Origin of the sequence: Streptomyces sp. NPDC048295 (genome assembly GCF_040652135.1) — a bacterium.
In the GTDB taxonomy this organism is placed as follows: domain Bacteria; phylum Actinomycetota; class Actinomycetes; order Streptomycetales; family Streptomycetaceae; genus Streptomyces.
Genome location: NZ_JBEZLL010000030.1, coordinates 20,873 through 36,937 on the forward strand (window position 1 = coordinate 20,873; position 16,065 = coordinate 36,937).

Below are 16,065 nucleotides of genomic sequence, written 5' to 3' on the forward strand. Positions count from 1 at the left end.
CCGCACGGGGGTCCGGACGGCGGCGCACCAAATCTCTAGTTGGGCCGGCGAAGACGCCGGCCGGAGGGAAAGCGATGGGTAGGACACTCGCGGAGAAGGTCTGGGACGACCATGTCGTCCGGCGCGCCGAAGGTGAGCCCGACCTCCTCTTCATCGATCTGCACCTGCTGCACGAGGTGACCAGCCCCCAGGCCTTCGACGGCCTCCGGCAGGCCGGACGCCGGGTGCGGCGCCTCGATCTCACCATCGCCACCGAGGATCACAACACCCCGACCCTCGACATCGACAAGCCGATCGCCGACCCGGTCTCCCGCGCCCAGCTGGAGACCCTGCGCAAGAACTGCGCGGAGTTCGGCGTACGGCTGCACCCCCTGGGCGACGTCGAGCAGGGCGTCGTGCACGTGGTCGGCCCGCAGCTGGGCCTGACCCAGCCCGGCACCACCGTGGTCTGCGGCGACTCCCACACGTCCACGCACGGCGCCTTCGGCGCGCTGGCGTTCGGCATCGGCACCAGCCAGGTCGAGCACGTGCTGGCCACCCAGACCCTGCCGCTGGCCCGCCCGAAGACCATGGCGATCACCATCGACGGCGAACTGCCCGACGGCGTCACGGCCAAGGACCTGATCCTCGCGATCATCGCCCGGATCGGCACCGGCGGCGGCCAGGGCTACATCCTGGAGTACCGCGGCTCCGCCATCGAGAAGCTCTCGATGGAAGCCCGGATGACCATCTGCAACATGTCGATCGAGGCCGGCGCCCGGGCAGGCATGATCGCTCCGGACGAGACCACCTTCGACTACCTGAAGGGCCGCGACCACGCCCCGCAGGGCGAGGACTGGGACGCCGCCGTCGCGTACTGGAAGACGCTGCGCACCGACGACGACGCGGTCTTCGACGCCGAGGTCGTCATCGACGCGGCCGAACTGGCCCCGTTCGTCACCTGGGGCACCAACCCCGGCCAGGGCGCGCCCCTGTCGGCCAACGTCCCCGACCCCGCTTCGTACGAGGACGCCTCGGAGCGCAATGCCGCAGAAAAGGCTCTGGAGTACATGGGGTTGACCGCCGGCCAGCCGCTGCGCGAGATCAACGTGGACACCGTCTTCGTAGGCTCCTGCACCAACGGCCGGATCGAGGACCTGCGCAACGCGGCCTCGATCCTGGACGGACGCAAAGTCGCCGACGGGGTACGGATGCTGGTCGTCCCGGGCTCCGTCCGGGTCGCGCTGCAGGCCGTCGAGGAGGGCCTGGACAAGGTCTTCACCGCCGCGGGCGCCGAATGGCGGCACGCCGGCTGCTCGATGTGCCTCGGCATGAACCCCGACCAGCTGGCCCCCGGCGAGCGCTCCGCCTCCACCTCGAACCGCAACTTCGAGGGCCGGCAGGGCAAGGGCGGCCGTACGCACCTGGTCTCCCCGCAGGTCGCCGCCGCCACCGCCGTGCTGGGCCACCTGGCCTCGCCGGCCGACCTGTCCGACGCCCGTACGCCCGCCGGAGTCTGAGAATCATGGAAGCTTTCACCACACACACCGGCCGGGCCGTCCCGCTGCGCCGCAGCAACGTCGACACCGACCAGATCATCCCCGCCCACTGGCTGAAGAAGGTCACCCGGGACGGCTTCGAGGACGGGCTCTTCGAGGCCTGGCGCAAGGACGAGAACTTCGTCCTCAACCGCCCGGAGCGCAAGGGCGCCACCGTCCTGGTGGCCGGACCCGACTTCGGCACCGGATCGTCCCGGGAACACGCCGTGTGGGCGCTGCAGAACTACGGCTTCAAGGCCGTCGTCTCCTCCCGGTTCGCCGACATCTTCCGCGGCAACTCGCTGAAGAACGGGCTGTTGACCGTCGTGCTCGACCAGAAGGTGGTCGACGCGCTCTGGGAGCTGACCGAGGCCGACCCGACGGCCGAGATCACCGTCGACCTGGAGGCGCGCCAGGTCCGGGCCGAGGGCATCACCGCCGACTTCGAGCTCGACGAGAACTCCCGTTGGCGACTGCTCAACGGGCTGGACGACATCAGCCTCACCCTTCAGAACGAAGCGGACATCGCGACTTATGAGGTGGCAAGGCCGACCTTCAAGCCGCGTACAATTAACGCCTGAGCAGCGCGTTTCCAGGACTGCGCCCCCTGCCATCTGGTAGGGGGCGCAGTCGCTTGTTGAGACCCCGTCGGGCGACAACTCGCCCCAGATGGCACAATCGGTGCATGGAACGCGACAGCCAACTCAAGCTTTACGGCCAAGTCGCCGACCGATTGAAGGAAGCGCACACAAGAGTGCGCGCACTGCAAGTCCCGGAGGGCGTAAGGATGGCGCTGTCCCGGAAGCTGTTGGTCATCACGGCCGCGGCTAAGCACGATCTCCCGGATGCGGCAAGGCGTCTGGACCGGTTGATGAAGGACCTCGATGAGGGCCGATTCCCCGAAGGTGACTGACTCTGCGGAACTGCGCAGCGGTCGACTTCGTTGCGGCACTAGGGTGATTAGCCCGTTTCGTGTTTGATTTGCGGTATATATCTGCCTAACGTGCGAAAACGCTTGAACACTTTCGTTCTGGCAATGTCTCCGAAGGGGAAGACGTGAACAAGGCGCAGCTCGTAGAAGCGATTGCCGACAAGGTCGGAGGCCGCCAGCAGGCCGCCGACGCCGTCGACGCGGTACTCGACGCGATCGTCCGTGCGGTTGTCGCGGGGGACCGTGTCTCGGTCACCGGCTTCGGCTCGTTCGAGAAGGTCGACCGCCCCGCCCGCTACGCCCGTAACCCGCAGACGGGTGAGCGCGTGCGGGTCAAGAAGACCTCGGTTCCCCGCTTCCGCGCGGGTCAGGGCTTCAAGGACCTGGTGAGCGGCTCGAAGAAGCTCCCCAAGGGCGGCGAAGTGGCCGTGAAGAAGGCGCCCAAGGGCAGCCTCTCGGGTGGTCCTTCCACCCGTACGACGACCAAGGCCGCCGCCAAGAAGGCCGCGGCGAAGAAGGCCACGGCGAAGAAGGCCACCGCCAAGAAGACCACCGCGGCGAAGACCACGGCGGCCAAGAAGACCACCGCGAAGAAGACCACCGCGGCGGCCAAGAAGACCACGACGGCCGCGAAGAAGACCACCGCTGCGGCGAAGAAGACGACGGCCGCCAAGAAGGCCGTCGCCAGCAAGACCGCGCCCGCGAAGAAGGCCACGGCGAAGAAGGCGCCCGCGAAGAAGACCACGGCGCGCAAGACCACGGCGAAGAAGGCCACTGCACGGAAGAAGTGAGACCGAGCCGCGCAGGGCTACTACTCACACGCGCCGGGCCGGGCTCCCCTCGGGGAGCCCGGCCCGCGGGCTGTCATGGGCACCGTTCGTGCCGTACACGCCGTTCGAAACGTCCGCGTCCGCGTTCAGAACGTCTGCAGCGTCACCAGGGTGATCCGCAGCTGCGCACCCTCGCCGCTGCCCTCGATCCGCACCCGCTGTCCCGGGCGCAGCAGCCGCAGACCGCCGGCGTCGAAGGCCCGGGCGTCGAAATCCACCGGGGTGCCGTCGTCGAGCAGCACGCTGCCGGTGCGGGTCTCGGGGTCGTAGGTGTACGAGGTCGCCTGCATGGGCGGAAGCCTATCGGTCCGGTGGGACAGTCGTTGAAGGTCCACCGCCGCGGGCCCGGGCGGCGGCCGCGGCGGCCCTGGAGGCCTCCACGTCCCAGTGTCCCGCGGTGTGGGCGCCCACGCCCAGCGCCAGCGCCGCCCGCAGATCCTCGCCGGTGTCCACGTCCTGGCGGACCGAATCGATGCCGGTCAGGTCGATTTCCACCGCGCCGGAGTCCAGGTGCCGAGCCCGGGAAGGGCCGCCGAAAGCCGGGCGCAATTCCACCCCCGGTGCAGCCGAGAGAAATGTCGTCCCGATTCCCGCCGCATCGGTCACAAATGCGCGAGGGAATTCCGCGGAATAGTCGAGTACCCGGGTCAATTCCGCGGGGCGCAGCGCGGGCAGATCCGCGTTGAGCGCGGCCACCGGGGCCCGGGGCCGCCGGGCCCGTACCGCCTGCTCGCCGTGTGCCAGCGCGGCGTTGAGCCCGCGGTCGGGCTCGTCGGGGACGACGCGCGCCCCGAGCGCGGTGAGGGCCGCCCGGGCCTCCGGGTCGTCCGTGACTACCACCACATCCAGCACCGCAGGGCAGGACAGGGCGGCGGCCACGGTGTCCCGGGCGAAGGCGAGGGCGAGCCGGGGGCGCAGTTCGGGGCCCGTCACGGGCGCCAGCCTGCTCTTGGCCCGCGCCAGGGGCTTCAACGGGACGACCAGGGACCAAGGACCGGTCGGGTCGGTGTTCGTGGCGATCTCCCCCTCGGTGCGCATCGCCGCCTATTCTCGCCTGCCGGTGCGAGAACCCGGAGGCTCGGTCCCGAAAGCGGGGCGTACGGTGTTCTCGACAGAGCAGGGGCCTGGGGCGAGACTTGACCGTCGGTAGCCAGGCAGAGTTCAGGTCCTTAGAGGAAGGTGTCCGAGTGTCCCGCCGCAGAATCGGCTTCTGGTACCGCCTGGCGGCGGTCATCGCAAAACCGCCGTTGGTGGTTCTGTTCAAGCGTGACTGGCGGGGGACGGAACACATTCCGGCCGACGGCGGATTTATCACCGCGGTCAATCACAACTCCTATCTGGACCCGCTTTCCTACGGCCACTTCCAGTACAACACCGGACGGGTGCCGCGGCTTCTCGCCAAGGCGGGCCTGTTCAAGACCCCCTTTGTGGGAATGATGCTGCGCGGCACCGGACAGATCCCGGTGTACCGCGAGACGACCAACGCGCTGGACGCGTTCCGGGCCGCCGTCGACGCCATCGAGCGGGGTGAGTGCGTCGCCTTCTACCCGGAGGGCACGCTCACCCGCGATCCCGACATGTGGCCGATGGCCGGCAAGACCGGTGCCGCCCGCGTCGCGTTGATGACGAAGGCCCCGGTCATCCCCGTCGCGCAGTGGGGCGCCAACTTCGCGATGCCGCCGTACGCCAAGGAGAACAAGCTCCGGCTGTTCCCCCGCAAGACCCTCCAGGTGCAGGCCGGACCGCCCGTGGACCTCTCCCGGTTCTACGACAGGGAACCGACGCCCGACGTCCTGCGCGAGGCCACCGAGGTCATCATGGCCGCGGTGACTGCTCAGCTGGAGATCGTGCGGGGCGAGCAGGCCCCCGCACAGCCCTACGACCACCGCAAGGCCCGCGCGGAGCAGCGCCGCAAGGCCGAAGGAGAGGGAACCAAGTGACGCACCCCGCAAAGGCGGCCGTCTTCGGAACCGGCTCATGGGGTACGGCCTTCGGCATGGTCCTCGCCGACGCCGGCTGCGAGGTCACCCTCTGGGGCCGTCGCGCCGAGGTCGCCGAGGCCGTCAACACGACCCGTACCAACCCGGACTACCTGCCGGGAATTGAGCTCCCCGCCTCGGTCCGGGCCACCACCGACGCCGTCGAGGCGCTGGACGGCGCCGACTTCGCCGTACTCGTGGTGCCTTCGCAGACCCTGCGCGCCAACCTCGCCGAGTGGACCCCGCACCTCGGCCCGGACACCGTTCTCGTCTCGATGATGAAGGGTGTCGAACTCGGCACCGCGAAGCGGATGAGCGAGGTCATCGAGGACGTCACCAAGGTCTCCGCGGACCGGGTCGCCGTCATCACCGGGCCCAACCTCGCCAAGGAGATCGCCGAACGCCGTCCCGCGGCAGCCGTCGTCGCCTGCCAGGACGAGTCCGTGGCCCAGCGTCTCCAGAGCGCCTGCCACACCTCGTACTTCCGCCCGTACACCAACACCGATGTGGTCGGCTGCGAACTCGGCGGCGCGGTCAAGAACGTCATCGGCCTGGCGGTCGGCATCGCCGACGGCATGGGTCTCGGAGACAACGCCAAGGGTTCGCTGATCACCCGGGGACTCGCCGAGACGACCCGCCTCGGCCTGGCCATGGGCGCCGACCCGCTGACCTTCTCCGGACTCGCGGGCCTGGGCGACCTGGTGGCGACCTGCTCCTCGCCGCTCTCGCGCAACCACACCTTCGGCACCAATCTCGGCCGCGGCATGACGCTCCAGGAGACCATCGCCGTCACCAGGCAGACCGCCGAGGGCGTCAAGTCCTGTGAGTCGGTGCTCGATCTGGCGCGCAGGCACGGCGTCGACATGCCGATCACCGAGACGGTCGTCGGCATCGTCCACGAGGGCAAGCCGCCGATGGTCGCGCTGGGCGAGCTGATGTCGCGCAGCGCGAAGCCCGAGCGGCGCTGAAGCAGGCCGGGGGCGGCCGGAGCGGTGAACGTTCACGGTCACCGCTCCGGCCGCCCCCGGCCGCGCTGACGCGAGTGGTACCAGCAGGTACGCTCAACGCGATATGAGCAGCGAGAACCTCCCCCAGAGCCCGGAGCAGCAGCTCCGCAAGCCGCGTGTGGCCGTCGTGTTCGGCGGCCGCAGCTCCGAACACGGCATCTCGGTCGTCACGGCCGGCGCCGTCCTGAACGCCATCGACCGGACCAAGTACGACGTCCTGCCGATCGGCATCACGACGGACGGCCGCTGGGCGCTCACCGCCGACGAACCCGAACGCATGGCCATCACGGACCGGAAGATGCCGGAAGTGGCCCAGCTGGCCGAGTCCACCGAGGGCGCCGTGGTGCTCTCCGTCGACCCCGGCAGCCGCGAAGTGGTGTACAGCGAGCCCGGCTCGGTCCCCAAGGCGCTCGGCGAGGTCGATGTCGTCTTCCCCGTGCTGCACGGCCCGTACGGCGAGGACGGCACCCTCCAGGGTCTCCTGGAGCTCTCCGGTGTGCCCTACGTCGGCGCCGGGGTGCTCGCCTCGGCGGTCGGCCAGGACAAGGAGTACATGAAGCGGGTCTTCATCTCCTACGGGCTGCCGGTCGGCCCGTACCTCGTGGTGCGTCCCCGTGAGTGGGACAACGACCCCTCCGGTGCCCGCAAGCGCATCGTGGACTTCGCCGGTGACCACGGCTGGCCGCTCTTCATCAAGCCCGCCCGGGCCGGCTCGTCCATCGGCATCACCAAGGTCGACGACCTGTCCGGACTCGACGCAGCGATCGAGGAGGCCCGCCGCCACGACCCCAAGTTCCTGGTCGAGTCGCTGCTGCGGGGCCGCGAGATCGAGTGCGGGGTGCTGGAGTTCGAGGACGGGCCGCGCGCCAGCGTGCCCGCCGAGATCCCCCCGGTGACCTCGCACGACTTCTACGACTTCGAGGCCAAGTACATCGACTCGGCCTCCGGGATCGTGCCCGCCCCGCTCACCGAGGAGCAGACGGCCGAGGTCCAGCGGCTCGCGGTCGAGGCCTTCGACGCCACGTCCTGCGAGGGGCTGGTCCGCGCCGACTTCTTCCTCACCGAGGACGGCACCTTCGTGATCAACGAGATCAACACCCTGCCGGGCTTCACCCCGATCTCCATGTACCCGCGGATGTGGCAGGAGAGCGGTGTGAGCTACCAGGAGCTGGTGGACCGGCTGATCCAGGCCGCGTTGCGCCGTCCGACCGGCCTGCGCTGAGCCGGCCACGCGCCTTAGGGCGTGCGCTCCCGGGCGGGAGCGCACGCCCTACAGTCCGGGAACCGTCTTGCGGACGGCCGCGCCGAACGCGGCCAACGGGCTCGCGTCATGGGCGTACGCCTGCGAGAGCGTCACCTCGACGTACGCCTTGCGGTACGTCGTCGTGAAGCGCGGGCCGGTGTCGTCGGGCTGTTCCAGCAGCCAGTTGACGCCGTTCGCCTCGGTCCCCTTCGCCATGGGGTCGTCCATCTTCGCGGGCCGGGGGACACCGCAGCGCAGTACGATCTCCCCGTCCCCCCACTCGGCGGTCAGTTCGGACTTCGGCCCGGCGTCACCGAGGCCGAGACCGGCAACGGTCCTCGGCAGCTCCTTGTGCAGGGCACGGCAGTAGCCCGCGGCTTCCGGGGACGGTGTGGGAACCGTGATCGACACCGCGGCGTCCGTCGAGGAACAGCCCGCCGCGGCCAGCAGCAGTGCGGCGACGGACGGGCCGAGGAACACGGAATGGCGAAGTCGGCGCGAAGATCTCACCGGCCCAGCGTAGACGGGGGCTACAGATGAACGACCGGGCAGGTCAGGGTTCGGGTGATGCCTTCCACTTGCTGGACCTTGGCGACCACCATGCGGCCGAGTTCATCGACCGTGTCGGCCTGTGCGCGCACGATCACGTCGTAGGGGCCGGTGACGTCCTCTGCCTGGATCACTCCCGGAACTCGGGCGATGGTCTCGGCGACGGTCGACGCCTTGCCCACCTCGGTCTGAATAAGGATGTACGCCTGTACCACGGAACCTCCAGGGCGGCCACGAGGATCATGTGGGGGAGAAGGGACGCCACGGTATCGCGTTGCCGCGTGCCGCGGGGAGACCTGTGGACCGTTGACGCCCACAGCGTGGCGCACGCGAGACGCAAGTTGACGTATCTCTTGACAGTACCGACAGCAGTGACGGCCCGCGACCGCAAGTGCAGCGGTCCGGAAGGGGGACGGGCATGGCGGTGACGGGCGGTGCAGACTGCTCCCTGCGGCGGCGGCCGGTCCAGGGTCCGGACCCCCGGCCGCCGAAGCAGCCCGGACGACCGTCCGGCGCGATAGATGAGAGGTGAGACTCGGTGAAGGGAACCGTGGGCGAGTTGGGGGAGTTCGGGCTCATCAGGGAGCTCACTTCCCGGCTCACCACCACTCCGGCGGTACGGCTCGGCCCCGGCGACGACGCCGCGGTCGTGACCGCTCCCGACCGCAGGGTCGTGGCCAGTACGGACATCCTGTTGGAGGGACGGCACTTCCGCCGTGACTGGTCGACGGCGTACGACGTCGGCCGCAAGGCCGCCGCCCAGAACCTCGCCGACATCGCCGCCATGGGCGCGGTGCCCACCGCGCTGCTGCTCGGCCTGGTCGTCCCCGCCGAACTCCCGGTCACCTGGGCCGGCGAGCTGATGGACGGCATCCGTGACGAGTGCCAGGTCGCGGGCGCGGCCGTGGTCGGCGGAGACGTGGTGCGCGGCGAGACGATCACCGTCTCGATCACCGCGCTGGGCGATCTGCGCAACCACGAGCCGGTCACCCGCTCCGGCGCCCAGCCCGGCGACGTCGTCGCCGTCACCGGCTGGCTCGGCTGGTCCGCCGCCGGGTACGCGGTGCTCTCCCGCGGCTTCCGCTCGCCCCGCGCCTTCGTCGAGGCCCACCGGCGCCCCGAACCGCCGTACCACGCGGGCCCCGCGGCAGCCGGGCTCGGCGCCACCGCGATGACGGACGTGAGCGACGGGCTCGTCGCCGACCTCGGGCACATCGCCGAGGCCAGCAAGGTCCGGATCGATCTGCGCTCCGGGCTCATCGACATCCCCTCGCAGATGTCCGACATCGGGCAGGCGGTCGGCGTCGACCCGCTCCAGTGGGTGCTGACCGGGGGCGAGGACCACGCGATCGTCGCCACCTTCCCGCCGGACGTGAAACTGCCCGCCCGCTGGAAGGTGATCGGAGAGGTCCTCAACCCCTCCGCACTGCCGCAGGTGACCGTCGACGGGGCGCCGTGGACCATCAAGAGCGGCTGGGACCACTTCGGGGACATCGAGGACGCCCAGTAGATTTCGGCGTATGCCCCTATCTGCTGCTGTACCCGCCCGTGTGCTCACCGTCGCCGGATCCGACTCCGGCGGCGGTGCGGGCATCCAGGCCGACCTGAAGACGATGCTGGCGCACGGTGTGCACGGGATGAGCGTGCTGACCGCCGTCACCGCCCAGAACTCGCTGGGGGTGCAGGGCGCCTGGGAACTGCCCGTCGAGGCTGTGCGCGCCCAGTACCGCAGCGTCGTGGACGACATCGGGGTCCAGGCGGTGAAGACCGGAATGCTGTCGTCGGCCGTCCTCGTGGAGACCGTGGCCGAACTCCTCGCCGCCACCGGCGCCCCGGCCGTCGTCGACCCGGTCGGCGTCTCCAAGCACGGCGACCCGCTGCTGGCCGCCGAGGCGCTCGATTCCGTACGGACGAAACTGCTGCCGGCCGCCACCGTCGCCACCCCGAACCTGGACGAGGTGGCCCAGCTCACCGGCATCCACGTCGAGGACGAGGCGGGAATGCGGCGGGCCGCCGCCGCGGTGCTGGACCTCGGGCCGCGCTGGGTCGTCGTCAAGGGCGGCCATCTGCCGGGCGACCCCGTCGACCTGCTGACCGACGGCAGCGAGGAGCACTGGCTGCGCGCCCCCCGGCACGACAACCGCCACACCCACGGCACCGGCTGCACCCTCGCCTCGGCCATCGCCTGCCGCCTGGCCCTGGGCCAGGACGTACCCGCGGCGGTACGGGACGCGAAGGCCTATGTCACCGGGGCGATCGCGGCGGGCTTCCCGCTGGGCGCCGGGATCGGCCCGGTCGACCACGGCTGGCGGACGCGTACCGTGTGAGGGCGCCCAGAAACACAACAAAAAGCCGGTCCACCGAGGTGGACCGGCTTTTTGGGCAACCGGAAGGCTGCGCTACGACGGGAACGTCAGCGCGCGACCTTGCCGGCCTTGATGCACGAGGTGCAGACGTTGAGCCGCTTCGGCGTCCGACCGACCACGGCACGCACGCGCTGGATGTTGGGATTCCAGCGACGGGACGTACGGCGGTGCGAGTGCGAAATGTTGTTGCCGAAGCCCGGCCCCTTGCCGCAGACGTCGCAGTTGGCAGCCACGGGTCACTCCAAAGACTTCAGATGCACTTACAGTGAAATCCGGCGCGCCGGATTCATATGACTGAAGTGGCGGTACCGGAGGGATGGCCCGACTCTCATCGGGCAACCGAAGCAGCATACAACGGCTGCGTCGGTAGAACGAAACTACCATGGGTTCCGCGGACCTCGTCCCGCGCCCTGTCCCCGCCGGACCCGGCGCGCGGGGGCTACTCTGCGATGCAGCCGGCCGCCCACGGCCGAATCCGAGGAGGTCCGACAGGTGCCGCAGACCGACGACGAGATGGACGCCGTCGCGGTGCGTACCTGGTGCTCACTGGCCCTGGAGGCACTGGGCCGGGAGCGCGAGGCGATCGACGCGATCAATGTGTACCCCGTCGCCGACGGGGACACCGGTACGAACCTCTACCTGACCGTGGAATCGGCGGCCCAGGCCGTCGAAGCGGTCTTCGCCGCCCACGAGACCGGAGCGACCGCACCCGTCGCGGCCGACGCGGTACGGGCCATGGCGCACGGCGCCCTGATCGGCGCCCGCGGCAACTCCGGCACGATTCTGGCCCAGTTGTTGCGCGGGATGGCGGGCGTGCTCGCCGTCGGCCATGACGCGGACCATCTGCGCCGGGCGCTCGCCGTCGCCGCCGAAGCGGCCCGGCAGGCCGTCGCCCACCCCGTCGAGGGCACCGTGCTGACGGTGGCCACCGCGGCCGCCGAGGCCGCCGCGCGCACCGCGCACGACGCCGGAACCGGGGCGGTCGCACGAGCGGCGTACGAGGGGGCGCGAACAGCCCTGGAAGCGACCCCGCGGCAGCTCGCCGTCCTCGGCCGGGCGGGCGTCGTGGACGCCGGGGGACAGGGCCTGGTGACGGTGCTCGCAGCACTCGTCGAAGCGGTCTGCGGGCGGGCCCCCGAGCGCACCCGGGTGTCCGTGCCCGCCCTCCCCGTGCCGGACGACTGCGCGGCGGACGAGGCGGAAGGCGGGCCGGCCTTCGAGGTCATCTACCTGCTGGAGGCCGCGGACGAGGCGGTGGACCGGCTGCGGACCCGGCTCGACCGGCTCGGCGACTCGCTCGTGGTGGTGGGCGGCGACGGGCTGTGGAACGTCCATGTGCATGTCGACGACGCGGGTGCGGCCGTGGAGGCCGGGGTCGAGGCGGGGCGGCCGTACCGCATCCGGATCACCCACTTCGGCGCGGACCGGGTGCACCCCCACACCGAGCCCGTGCAGCGCGCGGTCGTCGTCGTGGTCCCCGGCGACGGGCTCCGCGGCCTGTGCAAGGAGGCCGGGGCCACGACGGTCCTGGCCCGCCCCGGGGAGCCGCCGGCCAGCGGCGAACTGGTCGACGCGATCCGGCGGGCGCACGCCCGCGAGGTGGTCCTGCTGCCCAACGACGCGGAGCTGCGCCACACCGCCGCTGCCGCCGCCGAACAGGCCCGCGCGGAGGGCGTCCGGGTCGCCCTGATCCCGACCAGGGCCGCCGTCCAGGGCATCGCCGCCCTCGCCGTCCACGAGCCCGACCGCAGCTTCGACGAGGACGTGGTGGCGATGACCGCCGCCGCCGGTGCCACCCGCTACGCCGAACTCGCCGTCGCCGAACGGCAGTCCTGGACCATGGCGGGCATCTGCCAGGCCGGCGACATCCTGGGCCTGATCGACGGCGACGTCGCGGTCATCGGCGAAGACGTACCGCAGACCGCCCGCGACGTGCTGGACCGCATGCTGGCGGCAGGCGGCGAACTGGTCACCCTGGTGCTGGGCGAGGACATCCCCGACAGCCTCGCGGACGCGCTGGAGGAGCACGTGCGCGAGGGCTATCTGGCGGTGGACACGGTGGTCTACCGGGGCGGCCCCCAGAGCGCCCCGCTGCTCATCGGCGTGGAGTAGCGGAGCCGTCCCGGGCGCCGGTCCGTGCAACCCGGCGGCCGAACTCCTCCGACGAGGGATTCCCGGGTTCCGGGTGGTGCCCGCCGGACATCTGTCAGTGGTGTGGTGTGCAATGGATCGCGTGTCTGCGTTCGATGAACCCCTCAAGAAGCTGCTCGGCGGAGCCACCGCGAAGGTGATGGCCGAACACCTCGACCTGCACACGGTCGGGGATCTGCTCCACCACTACCCGCGGCGTTACGAGGAGCGCGGCCGGCTCACGGCGCTGACGGACCTCCCGCTGGACGAGCACGTGACGGTGGTCGCCCAGGTCGCCGACGCCCGCGTCCTGATGTTCAACAACGGCCGCGGCAAGCGCCTCGAAGTGACCCTCACCGACGGCAGCGGCCGCCTCCAGCTGGTCTTCTTCGGCCACGGCGTCCACAAGCCGCACAAGGAGCTGCTGCCCGGCCGGCGGGCGATGTTCGCGGGCAAGGTCTCCGTCTTCAACCGGAAGATGCAGCTCGCCCACCCCACGTACCAGCTGCTGGACAGCAAGGACACCGACGAGGCCACCGAGGCGGTGGACGCCTTCGCCGGGCGGCTGCTGCCGATCTACCCGGCCTGCAAGCAGCTGGACTCGTGGCGCATCGCCAAGGCCGTCGACACGGTGCTGCCCAGCGCCCGGGAGGCCGTCGACCCGCTGCCGCCGAGCCTGCGCGAGGGGCGCGGGTTCACCGCGCTCCCCGAGGCGCTGCTGAAGGTCCACCGCCCGCAGACCAAGGCGGACATCGCCCAGGCCAGGGACCGGCTGAAGTGGGACGAGGCCTTCGTCCTCCAGGTCGCGCTGGCCCGCCGCCGGTACGCCGACACCCAGCTCCCGGCCGTCGCGCGCAGAGCCGTGCCCGGCGGACTGCTCGACGCCTTCGACGCCAGGTTGCCCTTCACCCTCACCGACGGACAGCAGAGCGTCTCCAAGGAGATCTTCGACGACCTCGCCACCGAACACCCGATGCACCGGCTGCTCCAGGGCGAGGTCGGTTCCGGCAAGACCATGGTCGCGCTGCGGGCCATGCTCGGGGTCGTCGACGCGGGCGGGCAGGCCGCCATGCTCGCGCCCACCGAGGTGCTCGCCCAGCAGCACCACCGTTCCATCACCGAGATGATGGGCGATCTGGCCGAGGGCGGAATGCTGGGCGGCTCCGAGCAGGGGACGAAGGTGGTGCTGCTCACCGGTTCGATGGGCGTCGCGGCCCGCCGTCAGGCGCTCCTCGACCTCGTCACCGGCGAGGCCGGGATCGTGATCGGCACCCATGCCCTGATCGAGGACAAGGTGCAGTTCCACGACCTGGGCCTGGTCGTCGTCGACGAACAGCACCGCTTCGGCGTGGAACAGCGCGACGCTCTGCGCTCCAAGGGGAAGCAGCCGCCGCACCTGCTGGTCATGACGGCCACCCCCATTCCCCGTACGGTCGCCATGACCGTCTTCGGCGACCTGGAGACCTCCGTACTGGACCAGCTCCCGGCCGGCCGCTCGCCGATCGCCAGCCATGTCGTCCCCGCCAAGGACAAGCCGCACTTCCTCAGCCGCGCCTGGGAAAGGGTGCGGGAGGAAGTGGAGAACGGGCACCAGGCGTACGTGGTCTGCCCCCGCATCGGCGACGACGCCGACGACGAGGCGGGGAAGAAGGCGAAGAAGAAGGCGCCCGAGGACGAGGGCGACAAGCGCCCGCCGCTCGCCGTGCTGGAGATCGCCGAACAGCTCGCCAAGGGCCCCCTGGCCGGTCTGCGCGTCGAGGTGCTGCACGGCAGGATGAATCCGGACGACAAGGACGACGTGATGCGCCGCTTCGCCGCGGGCGAGGTCGACGTCCTGGTCGCTACCACCGTCATCGAGGTCGGCGTCAACGTCCCCAACGCCACCGCCATGGTGATCATGGACGCCGACCGCTTCGGGGTCTCCCAGCTGCACCAGTTGCGCGGCCGGGTCGGCCGGGGCTCCGCCCCCGGGCTCTGCCTGCTGGTCAGCGAGGCCCATGAGGCCAGTCCCGCCCGCGCCCGGCTCTCCGCCGTCGCCGCCACCCTCGACGGCTTCGAGCTCTCCCGGATCGACCTCGAACAGCGCCGCGAGGGCGATGTCCTGGGCCAGGCCCAGTCCGGGGTCCGCTCCTCGCTGCGGATGCTCACCGTCATCGACGACGAGGAGGTCATCGCCGCCGCACGGGAGGAGGCCGTCGCGATCGTCGCCGCCGACCCGGAGCTGGAACACCTGCCGGAGCTGCGGACCGCGCTGGACGCGCTGCTCGACAAGGAGCGCGAGCAGTACCTGGACAAGGGCTGACCGGGGGCACCGGGTGCGCGGGCCCGACCGGCCACGACGCCATATCGTGGGTGGCACGGCGCCGGGGCACCCCGCGGGCCGCCCACGAACCGAGGACCAGACACCCATGACCCGCGTGATCGCCGGCTCGGCCGGCGGACGCCGCCTGGCCGTTCCGCCCGGCACCGGCACCCGCCCCACCTCCGACCGTGCGCGCGAGGGCCTCTTCTCCACCTGGGAAGCCCTTCTCGGCAGCCTGGAGGGCACCCGTATCGCCGATCTGTACGCGGGTTCCGGGGCCGTCGGCCTGGAGGCGCTCTCCCGGGGCGCGGTGCACGCCCTGCTCGTCGAGGCCGACCCCAGGGCCGTCCGCACCGTCCGGGACAACGTCCGCACGCTCGGCCTGCCCGGCGCCGAGGTCCGCACCGGCAAGGCCGAGCAGATCGTGACGGGACCGGCACCGGCCCAGCCGTACGACGTGGTGTTCCTGGACCCGCCGTACGCCGTCACCGACGACGATCTTGGCGAGATACTGCTCACACTCCGTGCCCAGGGGTGGCTCACGGACGATGCCCTCGTCACCGTGGAACGGAGCACCAGAGGCGGAAATTTCGACTGGCCCGAGGGATTCGAAGGATTGCGGGCCCGTCGATACGGCGAAGGAACGCTTTGGTACGGTCGCGCCGCCTCTACGTGCGAAGACGCACGATGACCGCACCGGAGAGCGAGGGAACCAAGTTGCGCCGCGCCGTCTGTCCGGGGTCGTTCGACCCCATCACCAATGGACACCTCGACATCATTGGCCGCGCCTCGAAGCTGTACGACGTCGTACACGTCGCGGTGATGATCAACCAGTCCAAGAAGGGCCTGTTCACGGTCGACGAGCGGATCGACCTGATCCGCCAGGTCACCGCGGACTTCGGCAACGTCCAGGTCGAGTCCTTCCACGGCCTCCTGGTCGACTTCTGCAAGCAGCGCGACATCCCGGCGATCGTCAAGGGCCTGCGGGCCGTCAGCGACTTCGACTACGAGCTCCAGATGGCCCAGATGAACAACGGCCTCTCCGGCGTCGAGACGCTCTTCGTGCCGACCAATCCCACCTACAGTTTCCTGTCGTCCTCCCTGGTCAAGGAGGTCGCCACCTGGGGCGGAGACGTCTCCCACCTGCTCCCCCCGGTGGTCCACGAGGCACTCACCGAGCGTCTCTCCCAGCGCTGAGCCGCTGACGGACC

The 16,065-nt window shown here is 70.6% G+C and carries 18 protein-coding genes; 13 read left to right on the top strand and 5 right to left on the bottom strand.

The genetic code is table 11. The features are described 5' to 3' along the window. Positions 1 to 74: 74 nt before the first annotated feature. The 4 genes from leuC (at position 75) to AB0D53_RS33670 (ending at position 3,239) form a co-directional block, all read left to right on the top strand. Entirely contained in the window at positions 75 to 1,499 is a 1,425-nt protein-coding gene (leuC, locus tag AB0D53_RS33655; RefSeq protein WP_362453029.1) for a 3-isopropylmalate dehydratase large subunit, read from the top strand. A gap of 5 nt (positions 1,500 to 1,504) precedes the next feature. Continuing rightward, positions 1,505 to 2,098, top strand: a complete 594-nt coding sequence (leuD, locus tag AB0D53_RS33660) for a 3-isopropylmalate dehydratase small subunit (protein WP_362453030.1) — start codon at positions 1,505 to 1,507, stop codon at positions 2,096 to 2,098. Between the two features lie 104 nt (positions 2,099 to 2,202). Next, positions 2,203 to 2,430 (top strand): hypothetical protein, encoded by a 228-nt coding sequence (locus AB0D53_RS33665; protein WP_072487271.1) that lies wholly within the window; start codon positions 2,203 to 2,205, stop codon positions 2,428 to 2,430. A gap of 143 nt (positions 2,431 to 2,573) precedes the next feature. Next, positions 2,574 to 3,239: an HU family DNA-binding protein gene (locus tag AB0D53_RS33670; protein ID WP_362453031.1), complete on the top strand. Its 666-nt coding sequence runs from the start codon at positions 2,574 to 2,576 to the stop codon at positions 3,237 to 3,239. A 125-nt stretch (positions 3,240 to 3,364) separates the two neighbouring features. On the opposite strand, the gene AB0D53_RS33675 is transcribed toward AB0D53_RS33670, so the two are convergent. Together AB0D53_RS33675 and cofC are read right to left on the bottom strand one after the other, a co-directional pair. Next, complete coding sequence (locus tag AB0D53_RS33675; RefSeq protein ID WP_362453032.1) at positions 3,365 to 3,568, bottom strand: hypothetical protein; 204 nt, start codon at positions 3,566 to 3,568, stop codon at positions 3,365 to 3,367. A 10-nt stretch (positions 3,569 to 3,578) separates the two neighbouring features. Beyond that, positions 3,579 to 4,316: a 2-phospho-L-lactate guanylyltransferase gene (gene cofC / locus AB0D53_RS33680; RefSeq protein WP_362453033.1), complete on the bottom strand. Its 738-nt coding sequence runs from the start codon at positions 4,314 to 4,316 to the stop codon at positions 3,579 to 3,581. 149 nt (positions 4,317 to 4,465) lie between these two features. Between cofC and AB0D53_RS33685 the strand changes: the two genes are divergently transcribed. From AB0D53_RS33685 to AB0D53_RS33695, 3 genes are all read left to right on the top strand, one after another. Next, positions 4,466 to 5,218, top strand: a complete 753-nt coding sequence (locus AB0D53_RS33685; RefSeq protein ID WP_362453034.1) for a lysophospholipid acyltransferase family protein — start codon at positions 4,466 to 4,468, stop codon at positions 5,216 to 5,218. Continuing rightward, positions 5,215 to 6,225: an NAD(P)H-dependent glycerol-3-phosphate dehydrogenase gene (locus tag AB0D53_RS33690; protein WP_362453035.1), complete on the top strand. Its 1,011-nt coding sequence runs from the start codon at positions 5,215 to 5,217 to the stop codon at positions 6,223 to 6,225. The genes AB0D53_RS33685 and AB0D53_RS33690 overlap by 4 nt, the downstream gene beginning before the upstream one ends. 103 nt (positions 6,226 to 6,328) lie before the next feature. Beyond that, entirely contained in the window at positions 6,329 to 7,486 is a 1,158-nt protein-coding gene (locus tag AB0D53_RS33695; protein WP_362453036.1) for a D-alanine--D-alanine ligase family protein, read from the top strand. 48 nt (positions 7,487 to 7,534) lie between these two features. Here the strand turns inward: AB0D53_RS33695 and AB0D53_RS33700 are convergent, their stop codons facing one another. Next, a complete protein-coding gene (locus AB0D53_RS33700; protein ID WP_362453119.1) occupies positions 7,535 to 7,987 on the bottom strand; it encodes a DUF3515 domain-containing protein in 453 nt (150 codons plus the stop codon). Between the two features lie 50 nt (positions 7,988 to 8,037). After that, a complete protein-coding gene (locus AB0D53_RS33705; RefSeq protein WP_072487263.1) occupies positions 8,038 to 8,271 on the bottom strand; it encodes an Lrp/AsnC ligand binding domain-containing protein in 234 nt (77 codons plus the stop codon). A 323-nt stretch (positions 8,272 to 8,594) separates the two neighbouring features. On the opposite strand from AB0D53_RS33705, the gene AB0D53_RS33710 reads away from it, so the two are divergent. Further along, positions 8,595 to 9,566 (top strand): thiamine-phosphate kinase, encoded by a 972-nt coding sequence (locus tag AB0D53_RS33710; protein WP_362453037.1) that lies wholly within the window; start codon positions 8,595 to 8,597, stop codon positions 9,564 to 9,566. Positions 9,567 to 9,576: 10 nt separating this feature from the next. Then, positions 9,577 to 10,383 (top strand): bifunctional hydroxymethylpyrimidine kinase/phosphomethylpyrimidine kinase, encoded by an 807-nt coding sequence (gene thiD / locus AB0D53_RS33715; RefSeq protein ID WP_362453038.1) that lies wholly within the window; start codon positions 9,577 to 9,579, stop codon positions 10,381 to 10,383. A gap of 86 nt (positions 10,384 to 10,469) precedes the next feature. Here thiD and rpmB read toward each other — a convergent pair whose 3' ends face one another. Then, positions 10,470 to 10,655: a 50S ribosomal protein L28 gene (gene rpmB, locus AB0D53_RS33720; RefSeq protein ID WP_030928661.1), complete on the bottom strand. Its 186-nt coding sequence runs from the start codon at positions 10,653 to 10,655 to the stop codon at positions 10,470 to 10,472. Positions 10,656 to 10,914: 259 nt separating this feature from the next. Here rpmB and AB0D53_RS33725 point away from each other — a divergent pair, with 259 nt between their 5' ends. From AB0D53_RS33725 to coaD, 4 genes are all read left to right on the top strand, one after another. Next, positions 10,915 to 12,534 (top strand): DAK2 domain-containing protein, encoded by a 1,620-nt coding sequence (locus AB0D53_RS33725; RefSeq protein ID WP_362453039.1) that lies wholly within the window; start codon positions 10,915 to 10,917, stop codon positions 12,532 to 12,534. Positions 12,535 to 12,646: 112 nt separating this feature from the next. Next, entirely contained in the window at positions 12,647 to 14,854 is a 2,208-nt protein-coding gene (recG, locus tag AB0D53_RS33730; RefSeq protein ID WP_362453041.1) for an ATP-dependent DNA helicase RecG, read from the top strand. Between the two features lie 106 nt (positions 14,855 to 14,960). Beyond that, the gene (gene rsmD / locus AB0D53_RS33735) at positions 14,961 to 15,545 is read left to right on the top strand and encodes a 16S rRNA (guanine(966)-N(2))-methyltransferase RsmD (RefSeq protein WP_362453043.1); all 585 of its coding nucleotides are present in this window, start codon (positions 14,961 to 14,963) and stop codon (positions 15,543 to 15,545) included. Positions 15,546 to 15,571: 26 nt separating this feature from the next. Next, the gene (gene coaD, locus AB0D53_RS33740; RefSeq protein ID WP_329815102.1) at positions 15,572 to 16,051 is read left to right on the top strand and encodes a pantetheine-phosphate adenylyltransferase; all 480 of its coding nucleotides are present in this window, start codon (positions 15,572 to 15,574) and stop codon (positions 16,049 to 16,051) included. Positions 16,052 to 16,065: the final 14 nt, after the last annotated feature.